The sequence below is a fragment of the Prevotella sp. P5-64 genome (assembly GCF_002251285.1).
Classification (GTDB): Bacteria; Bacteroidota; Bacteroidia; order Bacteroidales; family Bacteroidaceae; genus Prevotella.
The window spans coordinates 1-18,846 of sequence record NZ_NPJK01000002.1; the positions used below are offsets into that span (position 1 = coordinate 1).

General features: G+C 48.9%; 17 protein-coding genes and 2 pseudogenes. 8 read left to right on the forward strand and 11 right to left on the reverse strand.

The features are described from left to right. Positions 1-273: 273 nt before the first annotated feature. The 5 genes and pseudogenes from CIK87_RS00045 to CIK87_RS14775 form a co-directional block, all read left to right on the forward strand. Positions 274-999: a GIY-YIG nuclease family protein gene (locus CIK87_RS00045; protein ID WP_094384393.1), complete on the forward strand. Its 726-nt coding sequence runs from the start codon at positions 274-276 to the stop codon at positions 997-999. 4 nt (positions 1,000-1,003) lie between these two features. Then, complete coding sequence (locus CIK87_RS00050; RefSeq protein ID WP_094384395.1) at positions 1,004-1,903, forward strand: YafY family protein; 900 nt, start codon at positions 1,004-1,006, stop codon at positions 1,901-1,903. Positions 1,904-1,919: 16 nt separating this feature from the next. Further along, on the forward strand, positions 1,920-2,495 hold the full coding sequence (locus CIK87_RS00055; RefSeq protein ID WP_094384397.1) for a hypothetical protein: 576 nt from the start codon (positions 1,920-1,922) through the stop codon (positions 2,493-2,495). Then, positions 2,492-3,571 (forward strand): agmatine deiminase family protein, encoded by a 1,080-nt coding sequence (locus CIK87_RS00060; RefSeq protein ID WP_094384399.1) that lies wholly within the window; start codon positions 2,492-2,494, stop codon positions 3,569-3,571. The genes CIK87_RS00055 and CIK87_RS00060 overlap by 4 nt, the downstream gene beginning before the upstream one ends. 48 nt (positions 3,572-3,619) lie before the next feature. Continuing rightward, positions 3,620-3,700: pseudogene (locus CIK87_RS14775) on the forward strand (IS982 family transposase); the annotation flags it as partial. A 192-nt stretch (positions 3,701-3,892) separates the two neighbouring features. On the opposite strand, the gene CIK87_RS00065 reads toward CIK87_RS14775, so the two are convergent. Further along, positions 3,893-5,155: an ATP-binding protein gene (locus CIK87_RS00065; protein WP_094384401.1), complete on the reverse strand. Its 1,263-nt coding sequence runs from the start codon at positions 5,153-5,155 to the stop codon at positions 3,893-3,895. Positions 5,156-5,255: 100 nt separating this feature from the next. Between CIK87_RS00065 and CIK87_RS00070 the strand changes: the two genes are divergently transcribed. Next, on the forward strand, positions 5,256-5,603 hold the full coding sequence (locus tag CIK87_RS00070; RefSeq protein ID WP_094384403.1) for a hypothetical protein: 348 nt from the start codon (positions 5,256-5,258) through the stop codon (positions 5,601-5,603). 304 nt (positions 5,604-5,907) lie between these two features. Here the strand turns inward: CIK87_RS00070 and CIK87_RS00075 are convergent, their stop codons facing one another. Both CIK87_RS00075 and CIK87_RS00080 read right to left on the reverse strand, forming a co-directional pair. Continuing rightward, positions 5,908-6,402: a hypothetical protein gene (locus CIK87_RS00075; RefSeq protein ID WP_094384405.1), complete on the reverse strand. Its 495-nt coding sequence runs from the start codon at positions 6,400-6,402 to the stop codon at positions 5,908-5,910. Further along, positions 6,399-6,638 carry a hypothetical protein gene (locus tag CIK87_RS00080; protein ID WP_094384407.1) on the reverse strand — a complete coding sequence of 80 codons (240 nt, stop codon included), beginning with the start codon at positions 6,636-6,638 and terminating at the stop codon, positions 6,399-6,401. Before CIK87_RS00080 ends, CIK87_RS00075 begins: the two co-directional genes overlap by 4 nt. A gap of 217 nt (positions 6,639-6,855) precedes the next feature. Between CIK87_RS00080 and CIK87_RS14780 the strand changes: the two are divergent. Next, positions 6,856-7,174: pseudogene (locus CIK87_RS14780) on the forward strand (IS1380 family transposase); the annotation flags it as partial. Positions 7,175-7,397: 223 nt separating this feature from the next. Here the strand turns inward: CIK87_RS14780 and CIK87_RS00090 are convergent. The 6 genes from CIK87_RS00090 to CIK87_RS00115 all read right to left on the reverse strand — a co-directional run bounded on the left by CIK87_RS00090 (position 7,398) and on the right by CIK87_RS00115 (position 15,508). After that, positions 7,398-7,889, reverse strand: coding sequence for a hypothetical protein (locus CIK87_RS00090; protein WP_144008039.1), 492 nt, complete (start codon positions 7,887-7,889; stop codon positions 7,398-7,400). A gap of 11 nt (positions 7,890-7,900) precedes the next feature. Then, positions 7,901-8,575: a hypothetical protein gene (locus CIK87_RS00095; protein ID WP_094384411.1), complete on the reverse strand. Its 675-nt coding sequence runs from the start codon at positions 8,573-8,575 to the stop codon at positions 7,901-7,903. Continuing rightward, positions 8,572-9,066, reverse strand: a complete 495-nt coding sequence (locus CIK87_RS00100; RefSeq protein WP_094384413.1) for an RNA polymerase sigma factor — start codon at positions 9,064-9,066, stop codon at positions 8,572-8,574. Before CIK87_RS00100 ends, CIK87_RS00095 begins: the two co-directional genes overlap by 4 nt. 703 nt (positions 9,067-9,769) lie before the next feature. Beyond that, the gene (locus tag CIK87_RS00105) at positions 9,770-12,607 is read right to left on the reverse strand and encodes a two-component regulator propeller domain-containing protein (RefSeq protein WP_094384415.1); all 2,838 of its coding nucleotides are present in this window, start codon (positions 12,605-12,607) and stop codon (positions 9,770-9,772) included. A gap of 56 nt (positions 12,608-12,663) precedes the next feature. Next, a complete protein-coding gene (locus CIK87_RS00110; RefSeq protein WP_173823462.1) occupies positions 12,664-15,141 on the reverse strand; it encodes a glycoside hydrolase family 2 TIM barrel-domain containing protein in 2,478 nt (825 codons plus the stop codon). Between the two features lie 31 nt (positions 15,142-15,172). Further along, complete coding sequence (locus tag CIK87_RS00115; RefSeq protein ID WP_144008040.1) at positions 15,173-15,508, reverse strand: hypothetical protein; 336 nt, start codon at positions 15,506-15,508, stop codon at positions 15,173-15,175. 361 nt (positions 15,509-15,869) lie between these two features. On the opposite strand from CIK87_RS00115, the gene CIK87_RS00120 reads away from it, so the two are divergent. After that, a complete protein-coding gene (locus CIK87_RS00120; protein WP_158216163.1) occupies positions 15,870-16,592 on the forward strand; it encodes a radical SAM protein in 723 nt (240 codons plus the stop codon). Positions 16,593-16,875: 283 nt separating this feature from the next. Here CIK87_RS00120 and CIK87_RS00125 read toward each other — a convergent pair whose 3' ends face one another. Next, the gene (locus CIK87_RS00125) at positions 16,876-17,739 is read right to left on the reverse strand and encodes a 4-hydroxy-3-methylbut-2-enyl diphosphate reductase (RefSeq protein WP_022311286.1); all 864 of its coding nucleotides are present in this window, start codon (positions 17,737-17,739) and stop codon (positions 16,876-16,878) included. A 12-nt stretch (positions 17,740-17,751) separates the two neighbouring features. Then, complete coding sequence (locus CIK87_RS00130) at positions 17,752-18,846, reverse strand: DUF1573 domain-containing protein (RefSeq protein WP_254046007.1); 1,095 nt, start codon at positions 18,844-18,846, stop codon at positions 17,752-17,754.

The window sequence follows — 18,846 nt, forward strand, 5'->3', positions numbered from 1 at the left end:
GTTTTGCTTGTTTTCTTTTTGCAACACTAAGATAAGTGAAAATTCTGACATGGCAAAATCCTGGGCAACTTTTTGTTGCTCAGGAACTTATAAATAAAGTTAAATTATAGTGTTGCGGAATTAAGGTATATTGTATTTATACAAGACCTTTTAATAGGTAGAAATGAAGAGTTTGATAATGCAGACAAAAAACGCATCAGACTTATTAGACATAAGGACAATAGAAAAGAGAAATTAATTGACGGAAAGAAATATTCCAACTCACTTTTCGATTTGTATCTTAATGAGCATGACGTGTTCCTTAGTTATCAAAGTGAGCAAGTTGAAAAACGTTTCAAGGATGTTGACTATATTGTTTCGTTTATTGGCGAAGAAGGTATATCGTCTCGATTTGTTGGAGTCTTTAAAAATAATGGCGTATTGAAAGAAATAGAAGACTATAATGGAGAAGTGCAAGCCAAGTTTGATTTCTCTGAACTTGATGGCTTCCAACTACTTAAAGAAAGAATCGTAATAGATTGGAATAATCCTGTAAGTTGGCTTCAAGGGTTTAACAATAAAATGAAAGTAATAAGAATCGATCGTGGGCTACAAGAGAATAATATTCCTGTCTTTACCAGTTTTGAGGATGTAGTTCTTAATTATAATCAACTTAAAATGATCTTTAAATCAAACAATAAGGAGTGGAAGGCCAAGTTGGAAAGTTGTAATTGTATCTATCTTATCCTTGACAAATTAACTGGTAAACAATATGTGGGTTCTACATATAATACTAAAGGCATTTGGGGACGTTGGGAGATATATGCTAATACAGGGCATGGGTTTGATAAAGATTTACAAGAGCTTATCAATAACGATGCCACTTATGCGCAAAAGTATTTTCAATGGTGTATATTAGAAACATTGCCATTGAAGATATTGGAAGAGCATGCTATAGATAGGGAGTCGCTCTATAAACGCAAGTTTGGAACACGTGAGTTTGGCTACAATAACAATTAAGCCTATGTCACTCATACAAAAGTATATTTGGGTAATTAAGACCATTCATCGTTCTGGGCGCATTACATTGAAAGATCTCAATGAAAAGTGGCGTCAGAATATAGATCTTAGCCGTGGTGAGAACTTGCCACGGCAAACATTTGATCGTTGGAAAGGCGGTATCCTTGATATGTTCGGCATTGTGATTGATTGTGAGCAACATGGCAGATACCATTATTATATAGCCAATCCCGAAGTATTAAATGAAGGGGAATTGCGTACATGGCTTCTTGAAACCTACGGCACGGCAGAAACATTATCAAGCAGCATATCTATCCATGATAGAATACTGACAGAAGATATTCCTTCAAGCCAAGACTTTCTTGCAACAATACTTGAAGCGATGAAGTCAAATGTAGTTCTACAGATGACGTTTCGTTCTTTTTCGATGCAAGAGGCAAAGACGTTTCTTGTTGAACCGTACTGTGTGAAAATGTCCGCACAGCGTTGGTATATGTTAGCAAGAAATATAGACTATAACTACTTGCGTTTGTATTCTCTTGATAGAATAGAAGGTGTTAACTTAACAGATGCTCATTTTGTTTTGCCAAAAGATTTTTGTGCAAAAGAATATTTTGCAGAATACTTTGGAATTGTATTGGATGAATCTGCTCCGCTTCAGAGAATAGTGTTAAGGGCAGATAAATATCATCAGCACTATATGCGCACATTGCCGTTGCATCACTCGCAAAAAGAAATCAATGCATGTGATGATTATGCCGATTTTGAATTAACATTGCGTCCAACCTACGACTTTTATATGAAACTAATGAGTTTCGGCAATATGATAAAAGTGTTAGAGCCCAAAAGTCTTCAGGAGAAGATATGTATATGGTTGGATAAAACAATAGAGGTTTACAAATAAAGATAGTTCTACAAGTATGGAATCAAGGTTATTTCAAGTCTTAAAGGCTTTCAAAGGCGCTGATGGTTGTGAAGCGAACCTGTTTAAAGAGTTTAAGAAAATAGCTGAAGCTGCATTCTTCTCGGGCTATTTTCTTATTAATGGCGGTTGTAAGGATGCGTATAGACTAAAGTTGACCTGCATCGAATTCTATTACCATGAGGATGATGGCAATATTAAAGATGAAAAAAAATATCTGAAAGGGAAAGATGAATTTGGTTATGCTTTAGGTGCTGTATGTCCAAATCCATCGGGCGTTGATGTTTTGTTTGATGACCCACAAAAGAAATATCATGCGTCTTTCTTGATTAGAGGATATAAAGCTATTGTGCCTGGGGGAAAAGAATGGGAGAATAATGAAAAAAGAAAAGATTGGGCTCCTCATGATCTTTGGTATGATTTATTTGGTGGAGCAAATATGCTAAGCAATGGTAAGTTTTGTATAGAATGGATAGATGAGCCTGATGAAACATCAGGCTATGCAGAACCTATGCAGCGAATCAATATAAACGACAACAGATTATGGGGATTTAAACGAGTTGAAAAGCTATGATAACAGAACAATATAAAGACAAAGTGTTTTTTTCACAGTTGCTACGTACTGATTATCCCAATATCTATAAGGATGTTTGTGAAATTCTGGATGCTAATAACGTAGCGCATGAAACACTTCCTTTAACTAAGGATTATTGGTGTCGTGATTATATGCCGATACCATTTGCATGTGATAGTTTCTCCCAATTTGTCTACAATCCCGACTATCTAAGAGGAAAGGAAAATTATATTACTGACGTAGATAAAGTAATGAAGAAGATTGATAGAACTAATTTAATCGTTAATCATTCTTCTTTGGTTATAGATGGTGGAAATATTGTTGTTGGCGAAATAGAACAACCAAATTTTTACACCACGAAATCTTTTATTGTAATGACAGACAAGGTGATGATAGAAAACGAAGGATTATCTCAAAACGAGATAGAATCTCAAATTCGGGATTCTTTCAAACCTAAAGAATCTAATTCAATTATTGATGATATAATTATAGTATGGCTACCATGGGATAAAAAGGATGTTTGTGGGCATACGGATGGAATATTAAGATTTGTCAGCCCACAAAAAAATGGCAAACCTGTAGTGTTAACTAATCTTTCTGTATATGATGATGGTATTGCGACTCAAATGCGTAATATCTTGATGGAACATTTTTATGTTATAGAGTTGAATCTTTCTGAATATAACGAATTAAGTTGGGCATATATCAACGCTCTTCAGACGCGTGATGTTATTATTGTTCCAGGAATTGGCAATACAAAACTTGATAATGAAGCAATGAGTCATTTTATTGCTTTATATCCAGATTATAGAGGAAGAATTTATCAAGTTCAGATGAAAGAATTTATCGAGAAATGGGGTGGAGCTTTGAATTGTTGTTCATGGACAATTAGTGAAGATATGTCCAAATTGCATCACGATATAGAGAATGACAAAAGATATAATTCTATTATAGAGAAGTATCAGAAAGACTCTAATAGTGTATGCTTTGATGAAATCCGATTCCTTGGTGACTATTATCCTAAAAAACTAGAGAATGATAATAGGGATTTGGATCGTTTGTATTATGGTTTTTAATCTGGGAGCTTTCGGAAGATGTATCGGCATAACATTCGTTGATTCCAAGCATATTGTTTCTTTGATAACAAGCCAAAGGCATTGCAAGGATACTGCATCGAAGACACGAAGCAACTTACATTGTTCTAAGGACAGAATAATCTCTTTCGATGCTTTTTATATAGCCCATGTCTGATGGCATGGGAAGAGAATTCATGTATCTGTCTTCACATGCAACTAATCGCTATTTTATCCCGAATTGGGGTATTCTTATAAAATATGCCGATGGCTTTGATAAACACAGACATAACAAAATATTACTAGTTTAAGAATATTGTGATTTTATACTCTCTCCTCCATGTATTTCTCCGGGTCGCGCAAAAAATCCATAAGATTTATAATATATACGCCGTCTTCATTCATGTAGGTAGGTTGTAGCCCATTTACAATTACGATTCTGCGAAATCCGTCGCGAAGTTTACGTAGTGAGGTCAGTTCTTGATTTCGTTTTTCTTCTGTTTCCATCGCATAGGCCGATTGGATGTATACTCGCTCATAGCCACGGTTGCAGACGAAATCGATTTCCAAAGTCTTGCGCTGACGGGATCCATCCTCGATTTTCACTTCGGTAAACACCTGTCCTACATCCACCTTCATTCCAATAGCACGAAGCTCGTTGTAGAGCATATTCTCCATCATATGCGTTGGTTCTACTTGCCGAAATCCTAATCGGGCATTTCTCAGTCCCAAATCCTCAAAGTAATACTTAAACGGCGAATCTATGTATTTTCTTCCTTTAATGTCATAACGAGTAACACGTTCCAACACGAACGCATCCTCCATATATTCCAAGTAGAGACGTATAGTATCCACCGAAATGCTACTATGCTTTACACTTTTAAAAGTGTCTGCAATCTTTGGAGGATTGGTCAGACCACCCACACATGATGCCATGATGTCCACTAGTTCTGACAAATCGCTATCTTGACGAACTTCATATCGCTCTTTTATGTCACGCAAATAAGTATGCTCCATCTGCTGTTCCAGATAACTCACCTTCTTGTTGACATCGTTTTCTAAAACGACCTGTGGCAATCCTCCATAGAGCATATATTCACGAATCATATCTTGCGAATAGTCATCACGGAAATCTGCTATTTCTCTAAAGGTCAATGGGCGCACGTGTATTTCATCTCCTCGTCCACGAAACTCAGTGATTACATCCTTAGACAGGAATTTTGCATTAGAGCCAGTAACAAACACATCCACATTGCTTATGCTTAGGAATGAGTTCAATACATCCTCAAACTCGCTGACCATCTGTACTTCATCCAGCATAACATAATATTGACCGTCTGGTGAAAGACGGCTATCTATGTATTGAAGTAATGCGTCGGGGTCTCTCAAACTTTTATTCAGTCGGTTCTCCAAATTTACCCCTATGATATGGTCTTCTTTCACTCCTTGTTTTATGAGGTAGTTCTTGAAAAGGGTGAACAACAGGTATGACTTGCCGCATCTGCGCATTCCTGTTATCACTTTTATCAACCCATTCCCACAACTGTGGATAAGTAGATCCAGATATTTATCTCTACGGATTTCCATATTTCTATTCGTTTATTTTGTGTAAATACACATTATTAGCGACCACAAAGTTAGCTTTATTCCTTTGTACACGCAAATTTCAAGGCAAGAAAATGAGTCAATGGTCACATTTTTAACTCTTACAAGGCAGTTTTTCCTTCATATAACGCCGATAGACATTATCAATAGTTGGGGCATCTCTAAGATGTATGCCACCCAAATTGTCAAGAATGTCAATGGCGAAAACTTCACTATGGCGGCACTTGTTATGCAAGTGAATGGCTTCCAATTTCAAGGCAAGGTATATATTGCTTTGGATGAAGGTTCTGACTACTATCGTATCTTTGGAGAGAAGGACGGAACGACTAAAGAATATCATCATAATATAGCTTTTGATGAACTTGGCGATGTACTTGACTCAATGATAGAGACTGGAGGTATGAGCAAAGAAGATACCAAGCAAAGGTAAAAGACTTTGTCTGTAGCCTCTGACATTAAATCTATTGGCGCAAAGTGGCTCAGCAGAAAAAGGTGGGGATTATTTTAATTTTTTAGTTTCTTGTCACAGTTATCGGTGGCCACTTATTGCTGTAACTGCCTGTAAAGTTATGATAAAAAACAATATTCTCCAATTTTTGACCTCACATGAAGGTGAAAATGACGGAATACTGTGGTATAGTCTTAGTTGCTGGTTTTTATCGTTGTCAAAGTTGATGATTGGTATGTCGTGGCGAGCCTTTTAATGGCATTCGCCACGACCATGACATGCATAGCTAATACTTACGACGGCGGTCGAAAATGTCTATCTTTATATCCTTGATGATATAGTCTTTCAAGAGATTGGCCACACCATATGGAGTGATGTCATCGGGCTGGTTATAGCAAAAATCATCGTCATCGACAGTGTATGGAGGTACAAATGTCACTACGATACTTGCTGTATTTACCGCACACGCTGTGTCAGACCTCACGGGGGTGCATTCCATACTGCGTAGCCAGGCTCCGCATAGGTAGGTTTTCCCCTTTGGGTCTATATAGGGGGATGTGCCCTGCGACTCACAATCTTTCAGGGGCATTTCCCATATATACTGATTAATTAGCACCTCAAACTTCTTGCCGATAAAATAGCTGCGCTGGTCGTAGAAATTCTGTTTTAGAAAGGCTATTGTATCTCCTCGAAACTCTTTCAATGGGTGGTAGGTATAACTCTGTGCGCATACCTTAGACAGCCCTGCTATGAAGGCTATGAGCAATAATAACTTTTTCATTCTTGGCATATTTTAGTGATTATGTATTTTGCATTGGCTTTCTTGTAAGCCCCGTATGAAGTATAATGAGTTTCAATATCTCCACCGGCATCTTTCTCATTTTTAATTTTCGTAAGGCAAACACCAGTATCAAAATATTGTAAGATAGCGGCAAGTCGGAATAAGTTTTTATCTTCTCCTTTGTATTTGCTAAATGATTTCTTTTCCGTGTTAAAAAAATAGAGAATGTCTTGCAATGTTTCCTTCTATATTTGTATCTATTGTTGGAATATCTCCCCATGGACTATAAGGTTTTCCCCAATATCCTCCTCTATTGGGGTGTGGGGCTGTAACCTCGTATTCTGGAATTTCGAGTTCCCAGTTATCAGAGCTATCTGCGTCGGCAAATCTGGTCAGAGACGATTTGAGACCCTGATAGAGCCTCTTTGATGAGATTAGAATCCGAAGATAGACATAGCAAAAATACAAATTAAATCTGAGGAACTCATTCCTTTTGGAGGAATATTTTCAATCATGGAGCAATTTGACTCCACATTGTCATCCGTAATCGACTCAACCCTCGGTCTAAGGTGTAGATTGTTCCATCTCATGGCACGTTTTCTCGCCATGACAGAGCTTAAGTAAACTTAGCTCTGCTCATCTGGCTTAACGAAAACGCTTTCGTTTCCATCAGAAGGACACGCTGAAGAGGTTCTTTGAGAGATTTGAACAGAACGGTCTTACTATCAATTATTTCAGAGCTGATTGCGGGTCATATTCCGAGGAAATCATAGTATACTACTTTAATGGGGACGTTTCTCGAATAGCACCCAAAATATGAACCGTCGTATGCGGAACCGCATGTACGGTGGTGTGAGAGGTCGGAAAACGAAAGTAGGAAGAAAACTACTTCGTTTTCCTCCTACTCGATTTATTGTTTCCATTACACTCCCGACGGTGGGGATGATAGATAGGACGGTGGAGATGATAGATAGGACGACGGAGATGACCCCGGCTTACTTGGTGACCACCTTGATGATACACTTGGGTTCACGCCCGGCTTCCTTGGCATACTTGACATAAGTCGCAGTACCCTTGTCCTTGATAATCGTCACCGAATCTATCTTGGAGGATGGCGTCTTCTTCATTTCCGAATAAGGCACTATCTTGCCATTGATGACGCAGAGCACATCCTCCTTCTTGTCTACACTTGTGCTCTGGGTTGTATTCACCGTGACGCTGTTGCCGTCGACTTTCGTTACAGTTGTAACCGTCTTCACGTCACTTATGGTTCTGCCTTTGGTCTTATAGTCAGAAGTGATGATGACGTGAATGTTGCGCACTGGCTCTATCGAGTATTTCACGATGGTCTTGCCATTGAGTTGCCTGCCGTCAAAGTTTTCCACCTGATGTCCATCTATCACATAGACCGGCTTTTTAATCTTCTGCGCACTCATGGTTGCGACAGAGAGTACTGCTACGAGCAGTAAGATAATCGTTCTTTTCATTTTGATATGATTTAGAAGTTTATGGATTGCGATATCAATTCTATGGATGACTCGCCCAAGCCCCGCCTGAGCATATACGAGTTGGAGTTACCGTTGTCTGACACGGTACTGACCTTGAACTCATCGTCGTGAGAAGAGATGACGATATCATCGGGCACCACATCGGCCAGCAGAGCCACCGCCTCCAGCAGTTCTGAGGTACTGATGCGCTCGGTCTGCTTCTCCTGCGGTCTGCCAGCAGACTTGGCGGGTTTGGGAGCCGTCTCTGCGCGAGGTTCTGCTGTCTGGGTCGGCATATCGGGCGTAGTCTCCACTACGCGCTTGACCTCAACCTGCCGCCTAACCTCAGCCACAGGCTTCTGAGCCATCTCCCCGCTATTCCTCATCATGGGGATAGCGATTACCATGACCGCTACGGCACAGGCAGCCACCGCCCAAATCCACAGAGTTGCGCTCTTGCCTTTCTTTCGGGGAACCCGAGCCAGCATGGCGTCCTTTTCATCCTCACTGAAGTCATAGACATCGGTAGAGAAGCTGTCAAACAGCTCCTTAAACACCATCCACTCTTCGGGGATAGCCTCAGCCGTGCAGAAGTAGTCCGACAGCAGCTGTTCTTCCGACTCCGTTGTCAGTCCTTGGACAAACCTTTCAAGAAGTTTTCCTATGTTTTCCTTAGTCTGTATCATAACTCTGTCCCTTTCATTAGTTGTACGAGCGCCATCCGAGCCTTGCTTATCATGCCCCGGACCGACGACTCCGACGTTCCCATTATCTTGGCGATATCCGCATACTGCATATTCTCCACATTGCGCATCCTGAGCATTGCCCGTTGCTTGTCTGTGAGCGCCTGAATATTACGTTGCAGCCGTTGCCGTCCCTCCCGTTCCTCCAGCTGTATCTCCGGATTGGCGTGCGAGGCCACCTCCCATGCCCCATCGATAGAGACAGTCTGCCGCTTGTCGCGCAGCATGTTGAGCGATACGTTCCGGCAAACCACGGCAGCCATATTCCTCATCTTCGAGGCTTCTGCCACACGGTCTCTGACCACCCACAGCTTCACAAGAGTCTCCTGGACGGCATCCTCTGCGTCGTCTGCGTCGTTCAGATAGTGCCTTGCCTGCTTCAGTAGATTGCTGCGCAGACCCTCTACACCATGTATGAACTCTTGTATATCCATCGTCGCTAAGATTTGTTACTACTATAATAACACAAAAAGCCTGGTTTCGCTACCAGAGCAACCAGACTTTTTCTTTATAGTTGTCTACTAAGCCAACCAGATGGTCAAGCATAGCATTATGGATGCAACGATAATCCGTAGAAAACGTCGCAAGATTTGCGACAAAGTTAATAAATAAATGTCGCAACCACAAACAAAAGCAGGGAATTTAGATATAAAAAGACAATAGTACGACTCAGACGATACGCAACCGATGACAGCGCTGCGGGCATTACCATTAGCGGCGCCGTGACCACCATGGGCGGTTCGTAACTTATGACACGAGACCTCGTGCCTTATGATACGTAGGCTCGTAACATATGATAAGTGGACTCGTATCATAAGGCACGAACCGGCAACCGCCATGAACACGCTTATTATCGACGGCTTACACGATATTCAACTACAACCCACAGCGATGCAGCACTACGCTCCATGACGGCATCTGCCTTTCCTACCGCTGCAAAGATGGACTAAGAAAAGGTGATTACGACTTTTTCCGCTGCAAGCATGGACCAAGCAAAGGCGCATACAACACTTATCGCTGCAAACATGGACAAAAAAAGATGCTTGCTGCCCTCTTGGCTGCAAACATCTATGCTAAAGTCTACGCCGCTACCCTGCTCCACAGCCTGCCTGACGGCGGAGAGGGCAGAGACGGTGGTTATCTCTTCATATACTCAGTGGGAGTGGTGCCATACGCCTTGGAGAAGCACTTGGAGAAGTAGCTGCTGTTGGAGAAGCCCACTGTATACATCACCTCCGACACGCTGAACTTGCCCTCCTTGAGCATGAGCGCCGCCTTGTGCATGCGTATGTCGCGGATATACTCCACGGGCGTCTTGCCGGTCATCGCCTTGAGCTTGCGGTAGAGCTGCTTGCCACCCATGCCCACGATTTCCTGCAGGGTGGTGACGTTGAAGTCTGAGTCTATCATGTGGGCTTCTATCGCCTCGGTGATTTCCTTGAGCAGACGCTGGTCCGCGGGGCTCAACTCGGGTTCCTCGATTTCCACCTTTTCTGCCTGGATGCCCAGATAGCTGTTGGTGAGGTCGAGTATCTCATCAAAAGAGCGATGACCCACCGCGCTCTTCAGGTCTTCAGCCAGTCGGTTGAAGAAACTCATACGTGCGTCGACCTGCTCGAGTATCTCCGCCTTCTGGCGGCGCTCCTCTGCCAGTCGCTTTCTGACCCACACAAACTTGAGGCTACCCCAGGCGATGGCGGCAGCCAGCAGGGTGTAGACGAGTTTGGCCCAGAGCGAGAGATACCATGGTGGCAGTATCGATATGTCGAGCCTGTAGACCTCGTCGCCGATATTGCCCTCGCCGTCAACGGCATGCACCGTGAGATGATAGCTGCCATGGGGCAAGCCGTTGTAACTTATGTCCAGATTGTGATGCGTCATATACTGCCAGTCGTGGTCGCTGCCCTCGAGGCGATAGGCATAGACCGCCGAGGGATGGTCTGAGAAGGGCAGGTCGGTAAGCTGCAGCGTGAAGTTGTTCTCGTCGCTCTCTATCACCAGTCTGTCCATGGTGCGCGGAGCCTGCTCGAGGGTCTTCACACGACTGTCGCCGCTGCCGGCTGCCCGACCGTCGGCCATAGCCCCCTGCAGCTGGCGGCCATTGACCATCACGCCAGCGAGCATGAGCCTCCGGGGATGGACGCTCGCTGTGGGCGCGTCGGCATTGAGCGTCACATAGCCGTCATTGCCACCCATCACCACCTGGCGCTGCGTGGGCGAATAGTAGATGGTCATGGGCGTGATGTCCTGGGGTATCTTGAATCTGAAACTCTTGCCGTCGAGGCCGATGACACAGCACTCCTGGCCGCTCACCACCCAGGTGTGCCCGTCGACATCGCTCATACATGCCACCTTGCCGCCTATCTGCCACTCGCGGGGCTTGACGGGCCATGTGGCTTTGCCCTCCATGACATAGCATCTCACCTTGCCATTGCTGCCCATCCACACATTGCCACGGGCATCGGCCATGAGATAGTTGACCACATCGTCCGCGGGCACAGCCTCGACCTTCATGGTCTTGGGATTGATGCGGTCTACGTGGTTGCCGGTCGAAGCCCACACCATACCCTGGGCATCGGTTACCAACTGGCCCACATGCAGCGCCGAGAGGGCATTGGCGCCGTGGTCGGCAAGATGCACATCGGCCACGAGCGTAGCCGTAGCCGACGGCGATGAAGCCGTGGCTGCAGTGACGGTCTGCACGAGCCGCTGGCGGTCTACGACGAAGATGCCGCCCATGTATGACGCCATCCACATGCGTCCCTGCCGGTCTTGGAGTATATCATAAGCCCACGCTGTGGAGTATCTGCGCGTGGGGTCGTAGACGATGAAGTTGCGCATCTGGCCCGAGCGGCTGTCATAGAGGTTGATGCCGTGGTCGGTACACACCCAGACGCCGCCCTCGCGGTCTTGATAGATTTTGCGCACGCGGTTGTGGCTCAGCGGGTGCTGGCTGTTGTTCTGCCGATACCATGCCTTGCCCTGTCTTATCACGCCATTGGTGCCACCCATCCACCATTCGCCGTCGCGCGTCTGGCAGAGAGCGTGCAGACAGTTGCCCTCATTAGACAGGGTAGCCTTGTAGAGCGGAGTATATATATAATAGGTATGGGACGACAGGCGCGACAGCCCGTTGTCGGTTCCTATCCACACATTCTGCCACTTGTCGACATAGCATGCCCACACGATGTTGTTGGGGATAGACGAGGCGTCGTGGGAGTCGTGCTGATAGTGGCTGATGGTACCACTGACAGCCATGGAGAAGAGTCCGTCGTCGGTGCCAATATACAGGGTGCCGTTGGCAGCAAGGGCAAAGCACTTGATGGAGTGACCGTTGAGGGCGTCGATACGGGTAAACGACTTCAACTGCAGGTCGGCGCGGTAGAGGGCGCCCTCGGTGCCTATCCAGTAGCAGCGGCGGTGGGCATCGTAGGCAAGGGCGTTGACCAGTGGCTGGGTGCCCTGGCAGAAGGCTATCTGCCTACGGCCGAGATAGAGTCCGGAGATGGTGCCCTTGAGCAGCCCTCTCCGCGTGGGAAGCAGGGCGTAGACATCGCTGCCATAGCCGTCGCTGCCATGACGCAGGTCGATGACGCGCAGCTCGGTGGGAGTCTTGCGGGTAGTGGTAGTGCCCGCAGCAGTGGCGGTACTGGGTCTATAGGCATAGGTGTCGAGGTCGAAGGCCTGCAGACCGTTGGCGGTGGCAAGATAGAGCATATTGGACTGCTGCGCCAGAGCATTTACGCGCGTATTGGCCACCGTACAGTCGCCGAAGTGGCGATAGCCGTGGTACCCGTCGTAGCTGAAGAGTCCGGCATCGGTACCTATCCACATCAGGCCCTGACTGTCCTGCATGATGGCGTAGATGGTCTGCGCTCCGTCGAGCGTGATGTTGGTAAACCGTTGTGCATGGAGCGCACAACAGATGATGTGCATGAATATAAACATGCCAATATGTCTGATAGTCTGCTTCATATACAACAAAAATACGCATTAAAAAGCACACTGGCAAACATATTGGCAAGAAAAAATCAACCGACTCTCAAAGTAACGGTTTTCTCGATATTGCGGGCAGCGCTTCTGACCCTCACGGTGACCTTGCCCGCCTGCTTCAGGCTCTGGACGATGAGCACCAGCTTGCCCGAGAAGAGCCGCATGCGGGGCTGGGTAAACGACTCGATCGAGGTGGCATCGCCGTTGCATGCCGCCTTGAACTCTCCGGCACCGCTGACCTCGAAGGTGAGCTCGTCGTCGGCAAGCGGACACTCGTTGCCATCGGCATCGAGCATGCTGACCGTGATGAAGGCCAGGTCGTGACCGTCGGCGTTGAGGGAGGCATCATGGTTGTGGTCGCAGCCCTCGACCAAGCACGCCACGGCGGTAGAAACGTGGTCGGGGCAGTCTACCTCGAGGCGTATCTGCGATGGCTCTCCGGCTGTACGGCGACAGTCTTCGCCCACCTTTTCTCCATACTGGTTGTAGGTGACCACGCGTATCTCGCCGGGTTCGTATCTCACGTCGTTCCATCTGAGGCGGTAACGGTCGAGACGGCTTGTCGGGTCCTTGCGCACACGCCCCTGGCTCTTGCCGTTGACGAAGAGCTCGCCCTCGACGCCGTCGGTGTAGCAGTATACGGGTGTCGGCTCTCCCTCACGCCCGCTCCAGTTCCAGTGGGGCAGCAGATGGGTGGTGTGTACACGACCATTCCAGTGGGCACGATACATGTAATAGCGGTCTTTGGGCAGTCCAGCCAGGTCGCAGATACCAAAATAGCTGCTGCGCGAAGGCCAGTAGGTGTCATAGGGCGTGGGCTCGCCCAGATAGTCGTAGCCTGTCCACACAAACTCGCCGATAACCCAGCTGTGGTCATCCTGCATCTGCCAGTCGTCGTCGGGCAGATTGCTCCACGAGCAATACTCGGTGTCGTAACTCGAACACTGGCCGTCGGGATAGGGATTGTTGTTGTGTGCCCCTACCCTTACCGGGAACTTGTATACTCCGCGCGAGCTCACGGTCGATGCCGTCTCAGACCCGAGCAGAAAACCCTGGGGCAACTGTGCCATATTGTTGTAATACTTGTGAACGCGGTAGTTGAAACCCGGCACATCCATCACCTGGGCGAAACCTGAGGCCAAGGATTCTTCGGCCCGGTCCATGCCCTGGGTGACAGGGCGCGAGGGGTCGTACTGGTGGCAGAGGTCCTGCAGACGGCGGGCGATGGCAACGCCCTCTTTGCTCCACTGCTCGGGTATCTCGTTGCCTATACTCCACATGATGATGCTGGGGTGGTTGCGGTGGTGCTTCACCAGATTGGTGATGTCTCTGTCGCCCCACTCCTCGAAGAAACGGGCGTAGCCGTTCTTGCACTTGGGATAGACCCACATGTCGAAGCTCTCGGCCATAACCATCATGCCGAGCGAGTCGCAGAGCTCCATCTGCATGGTAGAAGGCATGTTGTGGGCTGTGCGGATGGCGTCGCAACCCATGGCCTTCATCATCTTAATCTGGCGGATGAGGGCAGCCTTGTTTTCGGCAGCGCCGAGGGGGCCGAGGTCGTGGTGGAGACACACTCCCTTAATCTTACGGCTCACGCCATTGAGCTGGAAGCCGTGTTCGCGGCTCACCGAGATGGTGCGTATACCGGTCTTGACGGTCTGCACATCGACCAGGCGGCGCCCCTCATAGCGGGCGAGGCTGAGCCGATAGAGCGTGGGCGACTCGGGCGACCAGAGTCGGGGCTCGGCCACACGGAGCGTAGTCTGGAACTGGGGGGCGTTGCCCTGCAGCGTGTCGGCAGCCACCACCCTACCCTCGGCATCGGCCAGAGAGACCACGGTGTAGCCACGCTTGCCCATATTGCCTTGAAGCAGAGCGCTCACCTCGACCTGGGCCTCATCGCGGGTGGCACTGAGGGTGCGCACATAGGTGTCCCAGGGAGAGAAGGCGGCATCGCCATAGAGCTCGACATGGACCGGACGGTAGAGACCGCCACCAGGATACCAGCGCGAGCTCTCTTCGCGGTTGTTGAGATGCACCTCGACAAGATTGTCCTTGGAGCCAAACTTGACAAAGGGTGTGATGTCGATGCGGAAGGCATTGTAGCCATAGGCCCAGCGGCCTGCCTCACGCCCGTTGACGCTCACCACGGGTTCGCTCATAGCTCCGTCGAACACCAGTACGGCGCGCTTGTAGCCCTTGGGCAACGCCAGACGCATGCGGTAATATCCCTTACCTATCCAGGGCAGCGCGCCCGAGCGGCCCGACTTCTCGGTCTTCTCGGTCTCGCCGTTCTGCTCGATGGCGACCATCTGCAGGTCCCACTTCTTGTCGAAAGGCCCCGATATAGCCCAATCGTGGGGCACCCGGACGGGTTGCCACGACTGGCCGTCGCGTGAGAAATCCCAGTCGGGGAGGTCGATAACACGGCTTACCTGGGCCCGGCACCCCATAGAGAGGGCCAACATAAGTGTGGAAGCCAGCAGCAGGGCTTTTGCTATTATATTTTTCATTGTTGTCTGTAATTGTTAGTCGGTTGTTGTATTATTCGTATTTCCAGGTCATGGCATTGAGGTCGGCGGTGACGGTCACCTCGTTGCCGTTGACATCGTCCTTGAACCAGATGTTCCAGTTGCCGTCGGCTGTAGACAGCTTGAAGAGGTCTGAAGGGTCCGAACCGTAGTTGGTCTGTTGGTCATCCTTGCTCTCACCCACGTAGACAGTCACCACTACCGAGGCGCCGATGAGGGGGGAACCATTTTGTGCATCTGTCACTTTACCCTGGATGGTTCGAGTCTGTGCCAAGACTGGCAGACAGCCCATGAGCAACAATGCCACGAGAAGATAGCTTCTCTTCAGTTGTCTTAAGATTGCGTACATTTTAGTTACTATGTTAGGTTGTTGGTTTTTAACTGTGGCAAAATTAGCCAATAGGGTAAAAACAACAAGACATATATCAGACAAAGATAAAAATAAAACGGACACAAGTGGTCATTTCGCGCGTTTTTGTCCGTTTTATTGCCAATATGACCGATATGTTGCCAAGAAAGACGGCCTCTTTTATCCACAATCGGACAGATAAACGACTGGGGGTTATCTTTTTTCCGACTTCAAAGTATAAAATGACAAATTCAAGACGCCAATGATATAATTCGTGATGTGCATTACACGTATCGTGCCATGAATGACAAAAATATCATACGAAAAAAAACAGCGCGAAACCAACGCTATTATTGTAATAATGTGTAAATTTGTCGGCAAGCAGCTTACTGCCTACTCAGATAAAGCCATAATCATGACAGACATAAAGGATAAGAAGATTGCCATATTCGGCATCAGCCGGCTGCGCATGGGAACCGACGGCAAGGGCATCACCACCCTGGTCGCAATGATGGGCTGCCCGCTGAAGTGCAGGTATTGCCTCAACGACCGCTGCCACTACGATGTGGGCGGCAACGGCGACGGCAGCGACGGCCACACCCTGACGCCCGGCATACACTGGGTCACGCCACTGGAACTCTACGAGATGATGAAGATGGACAATATCTACTTCCAGACCACGGGCGGAGGCATCTGCTTCGGTGGCGGTGAGCCCACGACGCAGCACGCGTTCATCACAGCCTTCATCCCGCTCTGCCCCAGCCACTGGAGGTTCACGATAGAAAGTTCGCTGAGCTGCACCACCGATGCCATAGAGGCACTGGCGCCCCATATCGACGAGTGGATAGTCGATGTCAAGGATATGAACAGCTATATCTACAGGGAATACACCTCCGCCGAACCGGTAGTCAAGGAGCGGCTCGCCGAACTCATGAAACTGGTGCCCGAAGAGAAGATTAGAGTCAAGGTGCCGCTCATCACAGACTTCAACACCGATGCCGATGTAGAGCGGAGCGTCGACGAGCTACGGGCGATGGGCTTGAGGCATATAGAGAGGACCGAATACATCGTCAAGCCATCCTGATAGCATATATATAATAAGATATAGACAGAGGGAGGATAGCTCCGCATTGACCGGCAGCCCCTCTACACGCAGACCGCCGCTGAAGTTGGCCCTCGGGCTTGTCTTCAGCGGCGGTCTGATAGTATTTTTTGGCGAGAAGGTCATCTCGGCGGGCGTGGAGGCAATCTCGGCGGGCGCGGAGGCAATCTCGGCGGGCGTGGAGGTCATCTCGACGGGTGCGGAGACAATCTCGGCTGGTGCGGAGACATCACCCAGCGAAGCCGCGATGCAGCCCACCCTCGCTTCAGCGCTTCAGCGCCTCGAGGATATGGTCTCTACACTGCTCCATTATCCACTTGGGCGTGCTCGTAGCCCCACATATACCTATGGTCTTGACTCCGTCGAGCCAGTGCAGGTCTATCTCCGACGGCTGCTCGATGTGGTGGCTGTTGGCGTTGACGCGCAGACACTCATTGAAGAGCACCTTGCCGTTGCTGCTCTTGTGGCCGCTCACAAAGAGTATCATGTCGTGGCGGGCGGCAAAGGCGGCAATGTTGGGCATACGGTTGGCAACCTGGCGGCAGATGGTGTCAAAGCTGCGGAAGGTGGCTTGGGGAGAGATATGCGCCTGGATGTAGGCTATGAGGGCATGAAACTCGTCGAGCGACTTGGTTGTCTGCGAGTAGAGGTAAATGTCGCGGTCGAAACAGAGATGGCTGGCGTCGTCAAGGTTCTCTACCACGATGGCGTTGCCATCAGTCTGACCCACGAGACCCAAGACCTCGGCATGGCCGTTCTTGCCAAAGATGACAATCTGTGCCTGGGGATTGTCGTCATACTGGCGCTTGATGCGGCGTTGGAGCTGGAGCACCACAGGACAAGTGGCATCGATGATTTCTATATGGTTGCGCTCGGCGGTGGCATAAGTAGCCGGCGGCTCGCCATGCGCACGCAGCAGCACCTTGACATCGTGGAGCTGAGACAACTGGCTGTGGTCTATAGTCTGCAGTCCCTGCAGATGGAGACGCTCTACCTCCATGCCGTTGTGCACGATATCACCCAGGCAGTAGAGCGTATCGCTGCGTGAGAGTTCTTCTTCGGCTTTGCTGATGGCGGTAGTCACTCCGAAGCAAAATCCGCTACCGCTGTCTATTTCTATCTGTATCATCAGGATAAGGATCTATCGTTTTACATCTACGGCTATCACCACCTTGGCATTGTCGGGGTCGTTGGTAATCATCAGTATGCGTGGCCGAGTACGCACCTTGTGGAGCGCCGATGCCACGGCGGTCACGCGCAGACGAGCCGACGCGCCGGGAGCTATCTTGCGGGTCGAGAGCGACACCTCCAGTCCGGCGGTAAACATCTGTATGTTGCGTATCTCGAGGTCGGTGCGTCCGTTGTTGGTGATGATAATCTCGCCGCGCTTCTTCTTTTTACCGTCAAAGCTGCCCAGGTCGAGGTAGGTGGCAGAGAGGCTCATCTTGGGGGCATACTGACGGGTGGCGTCGGTGATATTCTTAAACGAGGGCAGCAGCACCGCCGACACCTCGATGGCCTTGTCGGCAGAGACGCGCTCACCGGGATTGCTGCCCAGGTAGATGGTGGTCTGGGTGAGTCCGAAGTCGCGCAACTTGTCTGACAGCAGCGTGAGGGTCACCACTCCGGGACGCCCGGCGGCTATCGTCGACGGCGACACTTGTGCCTCGAGGTAGTTGGGCAGGTGCATCACCTGCGGGCTCACTGCCTTGGAGGTGGGGTTGAGGATATTGATGCGGAAGAAGGGTCGCTCGCCACGGTTGACGTCATCATATTCCACGTCGGTCTTGTCGACACGCAGGTCGCCGAGCTCGAGGGGGAAGTCGCCGGTATAGTCGATGACCTCTTCCACGACCACGCCACGCAGGGTGAGATACACGGGCTTATTGCCGCCATCGACATAGAGCGCCAGCTCTTTCTGGAAGTGTCCCAACTGACGGGCGTCATAGACAGCGCTTACCTTGAAGGTCTTGCCGTTGGCTATGGCCTGACTGGGGTAACTTGCCACTGTGCATCCGCAACTGCTGCGCACCTTGGCGATGGTTATGGGACGCCCGCTCTGGTTGCGGGCCTCAAACTGTACGGTCACGGGGCGGCGATACTGCACCTGTCCGCAGTCGATGGTGGGTTGGGCTACTGTTATCTTCTGTGCCATAAGCGCCATCGGCGCCACGCACAGCGTGAAGAGGGTCATCACCAGACGGTGAGAGTGTGAGGATAGGTTCATTATGGTCAT